The organism is Duganella sp. HH101, assembly GCF_001758795.1.
GTDB classification, from domain to species: Bacteria; Pseudomonadota; Gammaproteobacteria; order Burkholderiales; family Burkholderiaceae_D; genus Rugamonas; species Rugamonas rivuli.
Genome location: NZ_LRON01000002.1, coordinates 217,789 through 232,109 on the forward strand (window position 1 = coordinate 217,789; position 14,321 = coordinate 232,109).

The 14,321-nt window shown below is 63.2% G+C and carries 11 protein-coding genes; 9 read left to right on the top strand and 2 right to left on the bottom strand.

The window, feature by feature from the left end:
* The first annotated feature begins 5 nt into the window (after positions 1-5).
* From ald to DUGA2_RS03835, 9 genes are all read left to right on the top strand, one after another.
* Positions 6-1,121, top strand: coding sequence for an alanine dehydrogenase (gene ald / locus DUGA2_RS03795; protein WP_070267275.1), 1,116 nt, complete (start codon positions 6-8; stop codon positions 1,119-1,121).
* Positions 1,122-1,141: 20 nt separating this feature from the next.
* Positions 1,142-2,644, top strand: coding sequence for a CoA-acylating methylmalonate-semialdehyde dehydrogenase (locus tag DUGA2_RS03800; protein ID WP_070267276.1), 1,503 nt, complete (start codon positions 1,142-1,144; stop codon positions 2,642-2,644).
* Positions 2,645-2,681: 37 nt separating this feature from the next.
* Positions 2,682-4,052, top strand: coding sequence for an NAD(P)-dependent oxidoreductase (locus DUGA2_RS03805; protein ID WP_083296195.1), 1,371 nt, complete (start codon positions 2,682-2,684; stop codon positions 4,050-4,052).
* Positions 4,052-5,347, top strand: coding sequence for an NAD-dependent dihydropyrimidine dehydrogenase subunit PreA (gene preA / locus DUGA2_RS03810; RefSeq protein WP_070267277.1), 1,296 nt, complete (start codon positions 4,052-4,054; stop codon positions 5,345-5,347). The genes DUGA2_RS03805 and preA overlap by 1 nt, the downstream gene beginning before the upstream one ends.
* 72 nt (positions 5,348-5,419) lie before the next feature.
* Positions 5,420-6,901: an NCS1 family nucleobase:cation symporter-1 gene (locus DUGA2_RS03815; protein WP_070267278.1), complete on the top strand. Its 1,482-nt coding sequence runs from the start codon at positions 5,420-5,422 to the stop codon at positions 6,899-6,901.
* A 21-nt stretch (positions 6,902-6,922) separates the two neighbouring features.
* Positions 6,923-8,317: a dihydropyrimidinase gene (gene hydA / locus DUGA2_RS03820; RefSeq protein WP_070267279.1), complete on the top strand. Its 1,395-nt coding sequence runs from the start codon at positions 6,923-6,925 to the stop codon at positions 8,315-8,317.
* Between the two features lie 18 nt (positions 8,318-8,335).
* Entirely contained in the window at positions 8,336-9,571 is a 1,236-nt protein-coding gene (locus tag DUGA2_RS03825) for a Zn-dependent hydrolase (protein ID WP_070267280.1), read from the top strand.
* An 80-nt stretch (positions 9,572-9,651) separates the two neighbouring features.
* Positions 9,652-11,325, top strand: a complete 1,674-nt coding sequence (locus tag DUGA2_RS03830; RefSeq protein ID WP_070267281.1) for a bifunctional diguanylate cyclase/phosphodiesterase — start codon at positions 9,652-9,654, stop codon at positions 11,323-11,325.
* The gene (locus DUGA2_RS03835; protein WP_070267282.1) at positions 11,326-12,585 is read left to right on the top strand and encodes a tetratricopeptide repeat protein; all 1,260 of its coding nucleotides are present in this window, start codon (positions 11,326-11,328) and stop codon (positions 12,583-12,585) included. It abuts the gene before it with no gap.
* A 7-nt stretch (positions 12,586-12,592) separates the two neighbouring features.
* On the opposite strand, the gene DUGA2_RS03840 is transcribed toward DUGA2_RS03835, so the two are convergent.
* Positions 12,593-13,498 (bottom strand): polysaccharide lyase, encoded by a 906-nt coding sequence (locus DUGA2_RS03840; protein WP_083296196.1) that lies wholly within the window; start codon positions 13,496-13,498, stop codon positions 12,593-12,595.
* A gap of 10 nt (positions 13,499-13,508) precedes the next feature.
* Complete coding sequence (locus DUGA2_RS03845; protein WP_070267284.1) at positions 13,509-14,318, bottom strand: heparin lyase I family protein; 810 nt, start codon at positions 14,316-14,318, stop codon at positions 13,509-13,511.
* Positions 14,319-14,321 lie beyond the last annotated feature (3 nt).

A 14,321-nucleotide genomic window follows, 5' to 3' on the forward strand; every position in this document is an offset into this window, starting at 1 on the left:
ACACCATGCTGGTAGGCGTCCCAAAAGAGATCAAAAACCAGGAGTCCCGCGTTGGCCTTACCCCGGCCAGCGTCAAGGAGCTCGTATTGCGTGGCCATCAAGTACTTGTACAAAAAAACGCCGGTGTCGCCATCGGCTTGAGCGATGCGATGTATGAGGGCGCTGGCGCCACCATCATCGACACGGCGTCCGAGATCTTCGCGCGCGCCGAGATGATCGTCAAAGTGAAGGAACCGCAGCCGGAAGAATGCGCGATGCTGCGCAAGGGCCAGATCCTCTACACCTACCTGCACCTGGCGCCGGACCCGGAGCAAACCAAGGCGCTGGTGGAATCGGGCGCGGTCTGCATCGCCTACGAAACCATCACCGGCGCCAACGGCGGCTTGCCGCTGCTGGCGCCGATGAGCGAAGTGGCAGGGCGCATGTCGATACAGGCAGGCGCCGCGCACCTGGAAAAATCCAAGGGCGGCATGGGCTTGCTGCTGGGCGGCGTGCCTGGCGTGGCGCCCGGCCACATCGCTATCATCGGCGCCGGCGTGGTCGGCACCAATGCATTACAGATGGCGGTCGGCATCGGCGCGCGCGTGACGATTTTGGACAAGAACATCGACCGCCTGCGCCAGCTGGACCTCATCTACGGCAACCGCATCTCCACCATGTATTCGAACGCGCACTCGATCGAGGAAGCGGTGCTCGACGCGGACCTGGTGATCGGCGGCGTGCTGGTGCCCGGCGCTGCGGCGCCCAAGCTGGTGACGAAGGACATGATCGCGCGCATGAAGCCGGGCGCGGTGGTGGTGGACGTCGCCATCGACCAGGGCGGCTGCTTCGAAACCTCGCACGCCACCACGCACGAAAAGCCGACCTACGTGGTCGACGGCGTGATCCACTACTGCGTGGCCAACATGCCGGGCGCCGTCGCCCGCACGTCGACCTTCGCACTGAATAACGCAACCATCGGCCACGCGGTGGCGCTGGCCGACAAGGGCTGGCAGAAAGCGCTGAAAGCCAACCCGCACCTGAAGAACGGATTGAATGTTTGTCTCGGCCACGTCACCTATGAAGCGGTGGCGCACGGCCTTGGCTATACCTATGTAGACGCGGACAGCCTGCTGGGCTGAACGCTTTTTGAAAGAAGATCATGAGTAACCTGGACACCATCACCCATTACATCAACGGCGTTAAAGTCGATACGCAAAGCGGCCGCTATGCGGACGTGTTCAATCCCGCGCTGGGCGAGCCGGTGGCCAGGGTCGCCCTGGGTACGACGGAAGAAGTCGATGCCGCCGTGCGCGCCGCGGAAAAAGCCTTCCCGTCGTGGTCCGCCACGCCGCCGCTGACGCGGGCCCGCGTTCTGTTCAAATACCTGCAACTGTGCCAGCAGCACACCGACGAATTCGCGGCGATGCTGACGCGTGAACACGGCAAGACCTTCGCCGATGCGCAAGGCGAAGTGGCGCGCGGTATCGAGATGGTGGAATTCGCGGTCGGCATACCTCAGCTGCTGAAGGGCGAATTCACCGACCAGATCTCGCGCGGTATCGACGCCTGGTCGATGCGCCAGGCGCTGGGCGTGGTGGCCGGCATCACGCCGTTCAACTTCCCGGTGATGGTGCCGATGTGGATGTTCCCGGTTGCGCTGGCATGCGGTAACACCTTTATCCTCAAGCCTTCCGAGCGCGATCCATCGCCGTCGCTGCTGCATGCGCGGCTGCTGAAGGAAGCTGGTTTGCCGGACGGCGTGTTCAACGTCATCCAGGGCGACAAGGTGACGGTCGACGCCTTGCTCGAACATCCGGTGGTGCAGGCGGTGAGCTTCGTCGGCTCGACGCCGATTGCCGAATACATCTACTCGCGTGGCTGCGCTGCGGGCAAGCGCGTACAGGCACTGGGCGGCGCGAAGAACCACATGGTCGTCATGCCGGATGCGGACATGGAGATGACCGTCGATGCGCTGATGGGCGCGGCCTACGGTTCCGCAGGTGAGCGCTGCATGGCGATCTCCGTGGTGGTTGCGGTCGGCGATGCCGGCGACAAGATCGTCGACGCACTGGCAAAGCGCACCGCCGCACTGAAAGTGCGCGACGGTATGGCGTCGGATGCCGAAATGGGGCCTGTCGTTTCCAGCGCGGCCAAGCAGCGCATAGAACGCTTGATCGGCGAGGGTGTGGAGCAGGGCGCGAAACTGGTGGTCGATGGACGCAACCATGTGGTGGCCGGACGCGAGAACGGCTTCTTCATCGGCGGTACTTTGTTCGACCACGTCACGCCGGATATGACGATCTACAAGGAAGAGATTTTCGGCCCCGTGCTGTGCATGCTGCGTTCGCCGGACGTGGGCAGCGCGGTGGAGCTGATCAACCGTAACGAGTATGGCAACGGCGTGGCGATCTACACACGCGATGGCGGCGTGGCGCGCGAGTTTGTTCGTCAGATCCAGGTTGGCATGGTGGGCGTGAATGTGCCGCTGCCGGTGCCGATGGCCTTCAACAGTTTCGGCGGATGGAAGCGCAGCCTGTTCGGCGATCATCATGCTTATGGTCCCGAAGGCGTGCGTTTCTACACGCGCCACAAGGCGGTGATGCAGCGCTGGCCGAACACCGCAAGCGCTGGCGCAGAATTTGCATTCCCTCAGATGAAGTAATCGCCACCATCGCCACAACGTCTAGCCAGGAAATCGTATGATGATCGAATCTCTCAAATACATGCCCCAGCCGAAGGAAGCCAATGCCACATTGGCTGAACACTTCACCGACCTGGCGCCAGCGCTGAATGCGCGCCAGGCAGCGATTGAAAGTTCGCGCTGCCTGTATTGCTACGATGCGCCTTGTACGCGCATCTGCCCGTCCGATATCGACGTCGCCAGCTTTATCCGCAATATCCACGACGAGAACATCAACGGCGCGGCCGTCGGCATCCTCAAGCAGAACATCCTGGGCGGCAGCTGCGCGCGCGTCTGTCCGACCGAGATCCTGTGCGAGGACGCCTGCGTGCGCAACCACGATGCGGAAGGCCAGCCGGTGAAGATCGGCCTGCTGCAGCGCTACGCCATCGACAACATGACCATCGCCGAACATCCGTTCAAGCGCGCCGCCTCTACCGGCAAGAAGATCGCCGTGGTCGGCGCCGGCCCTGCGGGCCTGTCGTGCGCGCACCGCCTGGCGATGCTGGGCAACGACGTGGTCATCTTCGAAGCGAAGGAAAAATCCGGCGGCCTGAATGAATACGGCATCGCCAAGTACAAGCTGACCGATAACTTCGCGCAGAAGGAAGTGGACTTCCTGCTGCAAATCGGCGGCATCGAGATCAAGCACGGCCAGGCGCTGGGTGGCAATGTGCAGCTGAAAGACCTGCACGCGCAGTACGACGCCGTGTTCCTCGGCCTGGGCCTGGGCGCCAGCAAGCAGCTGGGCCTGACCGGCGAGGACGCGCCAGGCCTGCTGGCCGCCGTCGACTACATCGCCGCGCTGCGCCAGGCCGATGACCTGAGCAAGCTGCCGCTGCCTGCACGCGCCATCGTCATCGGCGCCGGCAACACCGCCATCGACATGGCGGTGCAGATCCAACGCCTCGGCGCGGAAGAGGTAACGCTGGTGTACCGTCGCGGCTTCGATGCGATGAGCGCCACCGAACATGAACAACACATCGCGAAAGAAAACCAGGTCCGCATGCGTACCTGGGCCCAGCCGCAGCAAGTGCTGCTGGATGAAGCGGGCCGCGTGCGCGGCATGCGCTTCGAGAAAACTGCAATCGTCAACGGCCGCCTGGCCGGCACCGGCGAGACCTTCGAGATCGCGGCCGACGCGATCTTCAAGGCCATCGGCCAGGGCATGGACGAAAAGAGCATCAGTGATCCACTGGCGAAAACGCTGAAACGCGACGGTGACAAAATCCACGTCGACGATCAGTTCCGCACAGTCCTGCCGCGCATCTACGCCGGCGGCGACTGTGTGGCGCCCGGACAGGACCTGACCGTGCAGGCGGTACAGCACGGGAAACTGGCGGCACACGCCATCCATCAAGACATCAACGGTATGAAGGAGGCTGCATAATGGCTGACCTGAGCATAGAATTCTGCGGCATCAAGTCCATCAATCCGTTCTGGCTGGCCTCCGCGCCGCCGACGGACAAGGCCTATAACGTGGTGCGCGCATTTGAAGCAGGGTGGGGCGGTGTGGTGTGGAAGACGCTGGGCGAAGACCCCGCCGCCGTCAACGTGTCGTCGCGCTATTCGGCGCACTACGGCAAGAACCGCGAAGTCCTCGGCTTCAACAACATCGAGCTGATTACCGACCGTTCGCTGGAAATCAACCTGACCGAAATCACGCAGGTGAAGAAGGATTGGCCGGATCGCGTCATCATCGTCTCGCTGATGCTGCCATGCGAAGAGAAGCTGTGGGCCGACATCCTGCCGCTGGTGGAAGCCACCGGCGCCGACGGCATCGAGCTTAACTTCGGCTGCCCGCACGGCATGCCGGAACGCGGCATGGGCGCGGCCGTGGGCCAGGTTCCCGAGTACGTGGAGATGGTCACGCGCTGGTGCAAGACGCACTCCAAATTGCCGGTCATCGTCAAGCTCACGCCCAACATCACCGACGTGCGCGCACCGGCGCGCGCCGCCAAGGCCGGCGGTGCGGATGCGGTTTCGCTGATCAACACCATCAACTCCATCACCCATCTGGACCTGGACCAGATGGTGGCCTTCCCCATCGTCGGCGGCGCCAGCACCCACGGCGGCTATTGCGGTTCCGCCGTCAAGCCTATCGCGCTGAACATGGTGGCCGAGATCGCGCGCGACCCGCAGACCAAGGGCCTGCCGATTTCCGGCATCGGCGGCATCGGCAACTGGCGCGACGCGGCGGAGTTCATGGCGCTGGGCTCGGGCTGCGTGCAGGTCTGCACCGCCGCCATGCTGCACGGCTTCCGCATCGTCGAGGAGATGAAGGACGGCCTGTCGCGCTGGATGGACGAGAAGGGCTACAAGAGCATCAGCGAATTCGTCGGCAAGGCTGTGCCGAATACGACGGACTGGAAATACCTGAACATGAACTACCAGGTGATCGCGCAGATCAACCAGGACGACTGTATCAAGTGCGGCCGTTGTTACGTGGCGTGCGAGGACACGTCGCACCAGTCGATTGCGCAGCTGATCGATGAAGCCAGCGGCACGCGCACGTATGAGGTGATCAAGGAGGAGTGCGTGGGCTGCAACCTGTGCGAAATCACCTGTCCGGTGCAGGGCTGCATCACGATGGTGCCGCAGGATACGGGCAAGCCATACATGAACTGGACCCAGGACCCGCGCAACCCGCGCGCGGAGAACATCAAGGCGGCGGAAACGGTATAAATGGTATAAATGCGCGGTATAGGTACGGAACTTGCAGCGATAGAAGGAACATCAACCTTTGGAGAAAGCCCCGTGAGCAAAGAACTCTCTGGCAGCACGCAACTCTGGAACGAAGACCTAGCCCCGACATCGGCGGCGCAACGTACCTGGCGCTGGTATCACTTCGCCGCGCTGTGGGTCGGCATGGTGATGTGCATACCGGCCTACACGCTGTCCGCCAGCCTGATTGAAGGCGGCATGTCTGGGTACCAGGCCGTGCTGACGGTGTTCCTCGCGAACGCTATCGTTCTGCTGCCGATGCTGTTGATCGGCCACGCCGGCACCAAGTACGGCATTCCGTATGCGGTGCTAGCGCGCTCCTCGTTCGGCACCGCCGGCGCGCGCCTGCCCGCGCTGATGCGCGCCGTCGTCGCCTGCGGCTGGTACGGCATCCAGACCTGGTTCGGCGGGCAGATGATCTACACGCTGCTCGGCGTGATGCTGGGCGGCGATATCGGCGGCGACAAGATCGCGGGCCTGGGCATCAACGGCGGGCAGCTGTTGTGCTTCCTGGCCTTCTGGGGCATCCAGTTCTGGTACATCGTGCACGGCATGGATGCGATCCGCAAGCTGGAGACCTACACCGCGCCGCTGAAAATCCTGATCTGCTTCGTGCTGCTCGGCTGGGTCTACAACAAGGCCGGCGGCTTTGGCGACCTGCTGTCGGCGCCTTCGCAGTTTGTCGCCGGCGGCAAGAAGGCCGGCCAGTTCTGGTCCGTGTTCTGGCCATCGCTGACGGCGATGGTCGGCTTCTGGGCCACGCTGGCGTTGAACATTCCCGACTTCACCCGTTTCGCCAAATCGCAGCGCGACCAGGTGCTGGGCCAGTCGGTCGGCCTGCCTGTGCCTATGGGCCTGCTGGCGATGATGGCGGTGATCGTCACCTCGGCCACGGTGGTCTTGTACGGCAAGGCGATCTGGGATCCGGTCGACCTGTCCAGCCGCATGACCGGCGCCGCCGTGCTGATCGCGTTGCTGATCCTGCTGATCGACACCGTGTCCGTCAACCTGGCCGCCAACCTGGTCGGCCCGGCCTACGACTTCTCGTCGCTGGCGCCGAAGCAGATCTCTTACAAGGTGGGCGGCTACATCACCGCCGGCATCGCGATCCTGATGATGCCGTGGAAGATACTGGAGTCCACGCAAGGCTATATCTTCACCTGGCTGATCGGCTACTCGGCGCTGCTGGGTCCCATCGCCGGCATCCTGATCGTCGACTACTACCTGATCCGCAAGACCGAGCTGAATGTCGGCGAGCTGTATCGCGAAGACGGCCAGTACTCGTATGGCAATGGCTGGAACATGGCGGCGCTGGTGGCGTTTGTGATCGGCGTGCTGCCGAATATCCCCGGCTTCCTCAACGCCGCTTTCCCGGCTTCCTTCCCCGATGTGGCGGCCGGATTTAAAACGATCTACACCTATGCATGGTTTGTCGGAATCGCTATTTCCGCGCTGGTGTATGGGGTTATGATGAAGGGCAAAGCGGTACCCGCAGTGCGTGCCGCCCACCCCTAAAAGAAGATTCAGGAGACATCCATGACAACTATTCTTCGCGGCGGCACCGTCGTCAACGCCGACCGCGCTTTCCGCGCCGATGTGCTGTGCTATGGCGACAAGATCGTCGCCGTCGGCGACAACCTGGATGCGCCGGCATCGGCCAAGGTTATCGACGCCAGCGGCCAGTATGTGATACCGGGCGGGATAGATCCGCATACGCATATGAACCTGCCCTTCATGGGCACCGTCACGCAGGACGACTTCTACACCGGCACGGCGGCAGGCCTGGCCGGCGGCACCACCACCATCATCGACTTTGTCATCCCGGCGCCGAAGCAGAACCTGATCGAGGCCTACCACCAGTGGCGCGGCTGGGCGCAGAAGGCTGCCGGCGACTACTCCTTCCACGTGGCGATCACCTGGTGGGACGAGACGGTGCATCGCGACATGGGCATCCTGGTGCGCGACCATGGCGTGAACAGCTTCAAGCACTTCATGGCGTACAAGAACGCCATCATGGCCGACGACGAGACGCTGGTGAAAAGCTTCCGCCGCTCGCTGGAGCTGGGCGCGATTCCGACCGTGCACGCGGAGAACGGCGAGCTGGTTTATCAGCTGCAGCAGGACCTGCTGAAGAAGGGCATGACCGGGCCGAGCGCGCATCCGCTGTCGCGCCCACCGGCAGTGGAGGCGGAGGCGGCCAACCGCGCCATCGCGATCGCCAATGTGCTCAACACGCCGGTGTACATCGTGCACGTCTCCTGTGCCGAGTCGCTGGACGCCATCACCCGCGCGCGCGCCAACGGACAGCGCGTTTATGGCGAAGCGCTGGCCGGCCACCTGGTCATCGACGAAAGCGTGTACCAGAGCGACGACCTGGAATTCGCGGCGGGCCACGTGATGAGTCCTCCATTCCGCAGCAAGCACCACCAGGCCGCGTTGTGGCATGGTCTGCAAGGCGGCAACCTGCACACCACCGCGACCGACCACTGCACCTTCTGCGCCGAGCAGAAGGCAGCCGGCAAGGACGACTTCACCAAGATCCCGAACGGCTGCGGCGGGGTGGAAGACCGCATGTCGGTGATCTGGGACGCAGGCGTCAACAGCGGCATGCTGACGCCATCCGAATTCGTCAAGGTCACGTCGACCAATGCCGCGCAGATTTTCAATATCTATCCGCGCAAGGGCGTGATCGCCGTCGGCGCCGATGCCGACATCGTGGTCTGGGATCCGGAAGGCAGCCGCACCATTTCGTCGCTGACGCAGTTTGCCAAGGGCGGCTTCAATGTATTCGAGGGCCGCACCGTGCGGGGCATCCCGAGCACCACGCTCGCCGCCGGCAACGTCGTGTTCCATCGCGGCGTGCTGATGGCGGTGGAGGGCGCGGGCCGCCATATCGACCGTCCATCGTTCAAGCCGACGTCGGCGCGTTAATTCAAGAGGAGTACTGCAATGAGCGACATGCGCATTAACGGCGACCGCCTGTGGGCGGCGCTGATGGAACTGGCCAAAATCGGCGCCACCGCCAAGGGCGGCGTCAAGCGCCTGGCCCTGACGGACCTGGACAAGCAGGGCCGCGACCTGGTGGTCGGCTGGGGCAGGGACGCTGGAATGTCGGTGACGGTCGACCAGATCGGCAATGTCTTCATGCGTCGCGACGGCACCAACAACGCGCTACCGCCCGTGATGACCGGCAGCCATATCGACACCCAGCCCACCGGCGGAAAATTCGACGGTAACTACGGCGTGCTGGCCGGCCTGGAAGTCGTGCGCACGCTGAACGATTTGAAGATCAAGACCGAGGCGCCGATTGAAGTCGCCTTCTGGACCAACGAAGAAGGATCGCGCTTCGTGCCGGTGATGATGGGCTCCGGCGTTTTCTGCGGCGCCTTCAGCCTGGAGACGGCCTACGCCGCCAAGGACACCGAGGGCAAGACCGTCGGCGAAGAACTGGCGCGCATCGGCTACAAGGGCGACCAGGTGCCGGGCGATCATCCTATCGGTGCTTATTTTGAAACGCACATCGAGCAGGGCCCGGTGCTTGAAGACGCCGACAAGGTGATCGGCGTGGTGCCGGCCGTGATGGGGCTCTCGTGGTACGACTGCGTGGTCAGCGGCATGGAAGCCCACGCGGGGCCGACGCCCATGGGCCTGCGCAAGGATGCGCTGCAGGTGTCGACCAAGATCATGCAGGAGGTGGTCGCCATCGCCAACCGTTATCCGCCGTACGGCCGCGGCACGGTGGGCATGGTGCAGGTGTTCCCCAACAGCCGCAACGTGATACCGGGGGAGGTCAAGTTCAGCATCGACCTGCGCAACGTGAACGATGAGCTGCTCAACACCATGCACGAAGAGATGCTGGCCTTTATCGACAAGACCCGCAGCGAAACCGGCTTGAAGATCTCGATCGAACGCGTGTCCTACTATCCGCCATGCCCCTTCCATCCTGAATGCGTGGACGCCGTGCGCAACGCCACCGCCAAGCTGGGATATTCGACGATGGACGTGGTGTCCGGCGCCGGCCACGATGCGATCTACGCCGCCCGGCTTGCGCCGGCGGGCATGATCTTCGTTCCCTGCAAGGATGGCATCAGCCACAATGAAATCGAGGACGCCAAGTCCGAACACCTGGAGGCGGGTTGTAACGTGCTGTTGCACGCGATGCTGGAGCGTGCGCGTATTGTTTGACCGTCACCCGGCCGGGGAGCATACTCACTTGTGGCAGGCTATCAACCCACACACTGGATCAGGCTTCCCCGGCTTTCAACATGCAAGAACCACCCCTATCGCTCGCAGCCGCGCTGGAAACGGCCTGCCTGACCGCCACGCTGGAAAGCATCTCCGATGCGGTCCTGATGCTGGATCACAGCTGGAAAATCCGCTACATGAACGGTAACGCCGAACGGCTGTTGCAGGTACAGCGTTCCGAGGTAGTGGGCAAGAATGTATGGGCGGTGTTCCCCGAAGCGGTGGACGGTCCCTACTACCGCGCCTATCACCAGGCGGTGGAAACCAACAGCGCAGTCGCTTTTGAAGAGCATTACGCGCCGCTCAAGCTGTGGACCGAGATCCGCGCCTATCCGTCGGCGGAAGGCGTGACGATCTACTTCCGCGACATCAGCGAGCGCAAGGCCATCGAGGCCCAGATCCACAACATGGCTTTCTACGACAAGCTGACCGGCCTGCCGAATCGCCAGCTGCTGCTGGACCGCGCCGGGGAGGCGCTGTCGCAGGGTCGGTGGGGCGCCATGCTGTTCATCGACCTGGATAACTTCAAGACCATCAACGACACGCGTGGCCACGACAAGGGCGACATCCTGCTGCAGATGGTCGGCGACCGTTTGAACGCGTCGGTGCGCAGCTGCGATACGGTGGCGCGTTTCGGCGGCGATGAGTTCATCGTGCTGCTGGAGGACCTGGGGGCGACCGAGGATGTCGTCGCCAAGGCGGCGCAGGAGACCGCCGCCAAGATCATCCATGCCTTCAGCGCGCCGTTTGTCATCGAAGGCGTGGACCAGTACAGCACGCCGAGCATAGGCGTCACGCTGTTCAACGGTTCCTGCGGCACCGTGGACGAGGTGTTGAAACGCGCGGATCTGGCCATGTACCAGGCCAAGGCGGCGGGCCGCAACAATGTCTCCTTCTTCGATCCGGCGATGCAGGCGCGCGTCAGCGCGCGCGCCGCGTTGGAGACGGACATGCGCCGCGCGCTGGTCAACGACGAATTCGTTCTCTACTATCAGCCGCTGGTGAACATGGACGGAACCATGGCGGGCACGGAGGCGCTGGTGCGCTGGAAGCATCCGCAGCGCGGGCTGGTGTCGCCCGCCGAGTTCATACCGGTGGCGGAGGATTCGAACCTGATCCTGCCGCTGGGACGGTGGGTGATGCACGAGGCCTGCCGCCAGCTGGCGCTGTGGGCCAACGACAAGCGCACCGCGAAGCTGACCATGGCGGTCAACGTCAGCGCCCAGCAGTTCCATCGTCCCGACTTCGTGGAACAAGTCCTTGAAGTGCTGGCCGCAACAGGCGCCCGGGCCGACAAACTGCGGCTTGAAATGACGGAGAGCCTGCTGCTAAAGGATGTCGAAGGAACGGTGGAAAAGATGCAGCGGCTGCGGGCCGCGGGCATTACCTTCGCGCTGGACGATTTCGGTACCGGTTATTCATCGCTGTCGTATCTGCACCGGCTGCCGCTGGACCAGTTGAAGATAGACCGCTCCTTCATCTGGGCCGCGGTCAAGGAAGACAGCGGTGCAGCCATCGTCCGCATCATCGTCGCGCTGGGCAGGGCGCTGAACATGTCGGTGGTGGCCGAAGGCGTGGAGACGCTGGAACAGCTTAACTTCGTGATAGCCGAAGGCTGCCAGAGCTACCAGGGCTATTTGTTCAGCAAGCCGCTGCCGGAGACGGAACTACTGACACTCATCGCAGGGTTGTAGATGCTGGAGTCCATGCACGGTGCGGAGCGCGCCAATCTCGGTTATCTGAAAGAACAGCAGGGGGCTTACGCGGAGGCGGAGTTCCATTATCGCCTGGCGCTCGCGCTGATGCCGGACCACGCGCAACTGTACCAGAACCTCGGCGTGGTGCTGCTGAAGATGAAGCGCTTCGACGAATCGGAGGCGGCCACGCGCGCGGCGCTGGAACTGGCGCCCGAGTCGCCGTCCGCGTGGAGCCAACTGGGCGTGCTGCTCGCATGCGTGAAGCGCGAGCAGGAAGCGGAGCAGTGCTATCGCCATGCGCTGGCGCTGGACCCGGAACATGCGCGGGCGCGCTTCAATCTGGCCTACGTGCTGCTGCGGCAAGGGCGGTTTGACGAAGGCTGGCCGTTGCTGGAGGCCCGCTGGCAGTTCGACGCGTTCGCGCATACCTTCGCTTGCCCACGCTGGAACGGCGAGCCGCTGCACGGCAAGTCGATCGTGGTCACGCTGGAGGCGGGGCAGGGCGACATGATCCACTTCTGCCGCTATGCCGCGCAACTGAAGAAGCGCGGCGCGCTGCGCGTCGCCGTGATCTGCCATGCGGCCTTGAAGCGGCTGTTCGCCACGCTGGAAGGCGTCGACGTGGTCTACGCGCCAGACGACGCGATACCCGCCGATGGCTGGGATTACTGGACGCATCCGATGCGCCTGCCCTTGCTGCTGGGCGCCGACGCCGGCGCGGCAGCTTCGATTCCCTACCTCTCCGCCGAGCCGGAGCTGGTGCGTCATTGGGCCGGCCGGTTGCCGTCGCAGGGCTTGCGCGTCGGCCTGGCGTGGAAGGGCAATCCGCATTTCGAGAACGACGCGGATCGTTCGCTGCCATCGCTGCAAACGCTGTCGCCGTTGGCCGCCGTGGCTGCGCATTTCGTCAGTCTGCAAAAAGGTCCGGGCGAGAGCGAGGCGATGGACCCACCCAACGCCATGCTGCTGTGCGCGGCCGGTCCGCAGCTGAGCGACTTCGCCGACACCGCTGCCGTCATCGCCAGTCTCGATCTGGTGATCAGCGTCGATACGGCGGTGGCCCATCTGGCCGGCGCCATGGGCAAACCGTGCTGGCTGCTGCTGCCCGATTATCGCTGCGACTGGCGCTGGATGGCGGATCGCGGCGATACACCGTGGTACCCATCCATGCGCCTGTTCCGCCAGCCCGAGGGCGGCGGTTGGGCGCCGGTGATCGCCGACGTGCTGGCCGGATTGCGACGCCTTCAGGCGTCCTGACGCCAGGTCAGTTGCGGCATGGCGTCATTGCGATCAGGTCCGCTGGATTCGTAGTGGCCGGTCCCGCCAGATAAACGTAATCGGTATAGACAGTCTGACTATCCGGCATGGCGCTCGTCCCGGGCACGTACAGCCCGGTCTTGGCATAGTTGCCCAGATCCGTCACGTAGGAATTGAACGCATTCTGGGCCTGATACATCAACTTCCCGTTCATCCATAAGGTGAAGGAGCCAAGGCCTGGCGTGGGCGACCAGTCCGCGCGCATGACGAAGCAGTACCACTTGTTCCTGGCTTCGTCCGCGTCGATGGCCGCCAGCCGTATGGATTGGCTGGACGAAGTGGTTTTGTCCAGGTTCGGGACCGTCAGTTCGCTGGCCTGCAAGGCCAGCTTCAGATAATTGCCCTGGATGGCCAGACCGACTGGCGGCGACACGATCGCGACCTTCTGGCTCGTATGCAGCTGCCCGATCAGCATCTCGGCGTTGTTGAATGCCCAGCCGTGCGGAATGTAGACGCTGATGGCGTACCAGCGCACGCCTGTCGGCGTGTAGTCCCATCGCGGCGACACCTCTCCCCGCGCGACCACGGACTTTCCGTTTTCGTCGATGGGTTCCGCAGGCTTGAATACCTGTGCTTTGAATACCTTGTGTCCGGCCTGCGCCGCACCGTCGAACTGGTCGGTCCAGGTGATGGTGCTGTTGGCTGAGTTGAGCGCATACACGCTGTCGATATAACGCGTGTTGCCTGGATTCGAGTTGTAGGCGATGGCGTTGGGAGCATCGGTCTTGACGTATTGTGGGGGTGCTGGCATGTCCGTGTCGATTTTTCCGCCGAGGCCAGTGGCAATCTGCGCCTGCGCGGCGCCACCGGCGCCGAGTATCAGCATGGATAACATCAGTCGTGGAATGTGCATGTGGGGCTCCTTATTTGATGTTGGGGTTGCAGGGCATGTATTGCTGTATCAGTCCTAGATAGACCTGGCTTCCCCCAAGGATCACGGCGTCCGTCACTATCTTGCGCTGAGTGGGGCCAAGCGCGCCCGGCACACTCAGACCGACACGCGGCAGGTGGGTGACGCCTTGATAGCTGTTGTGCGTGCGCAGGGCCTGGTACGCGGGCTCCGCCTGGTTGTTGGTCCAGATTTGCATATCGCCCTGTCGTACCCTGCCGCTCCAGGTAGCCTTGACGACCACGCAGTGCCACTGACCGGCCACCGCCGGCATCAGCGTGAAGGTGCGCAATTGCGAATTGGCGGCGGTCGGCTTGTCGGAACTGGCGGGGTCCCGATGGTTCGCACTCATCACCACCTGTAGATCGGAGCCGCTGACGATCAGCGACAGTGGCGACGGTAGCGCATTGTCGCTCGATGCGACTTCGGCGATCTTGACCGGCGTGGGGGCGCTGAAGTCCCAATTCTTTGGCAGATAAACGCTGAAGCCATACCAGTGGGGAGCGTCCGCCGGAAAGCCGTCGACCAGAGGGCCAATCACCGTCTGCTGCGCTTTGCCGAGGCCATTGTCCGTCAGCGTGAGCTGTACATAGCCTTTGGACGATTTGGCGTTCGGATCGCTCACGAAGCTCATATTGCCTGGGCTGGAACTGAGCAGCTGGTAGGTCGCGGGGAAAGTGGTCGCGGTCAGCCCCTGAAAGTCCTGTAGCAGACTTTCCGCGTGGGCCGCGTCCGACATGGCGCAAAACGCGCCCAGTATTAAGGGGTATCTGAACATGCGCATGAG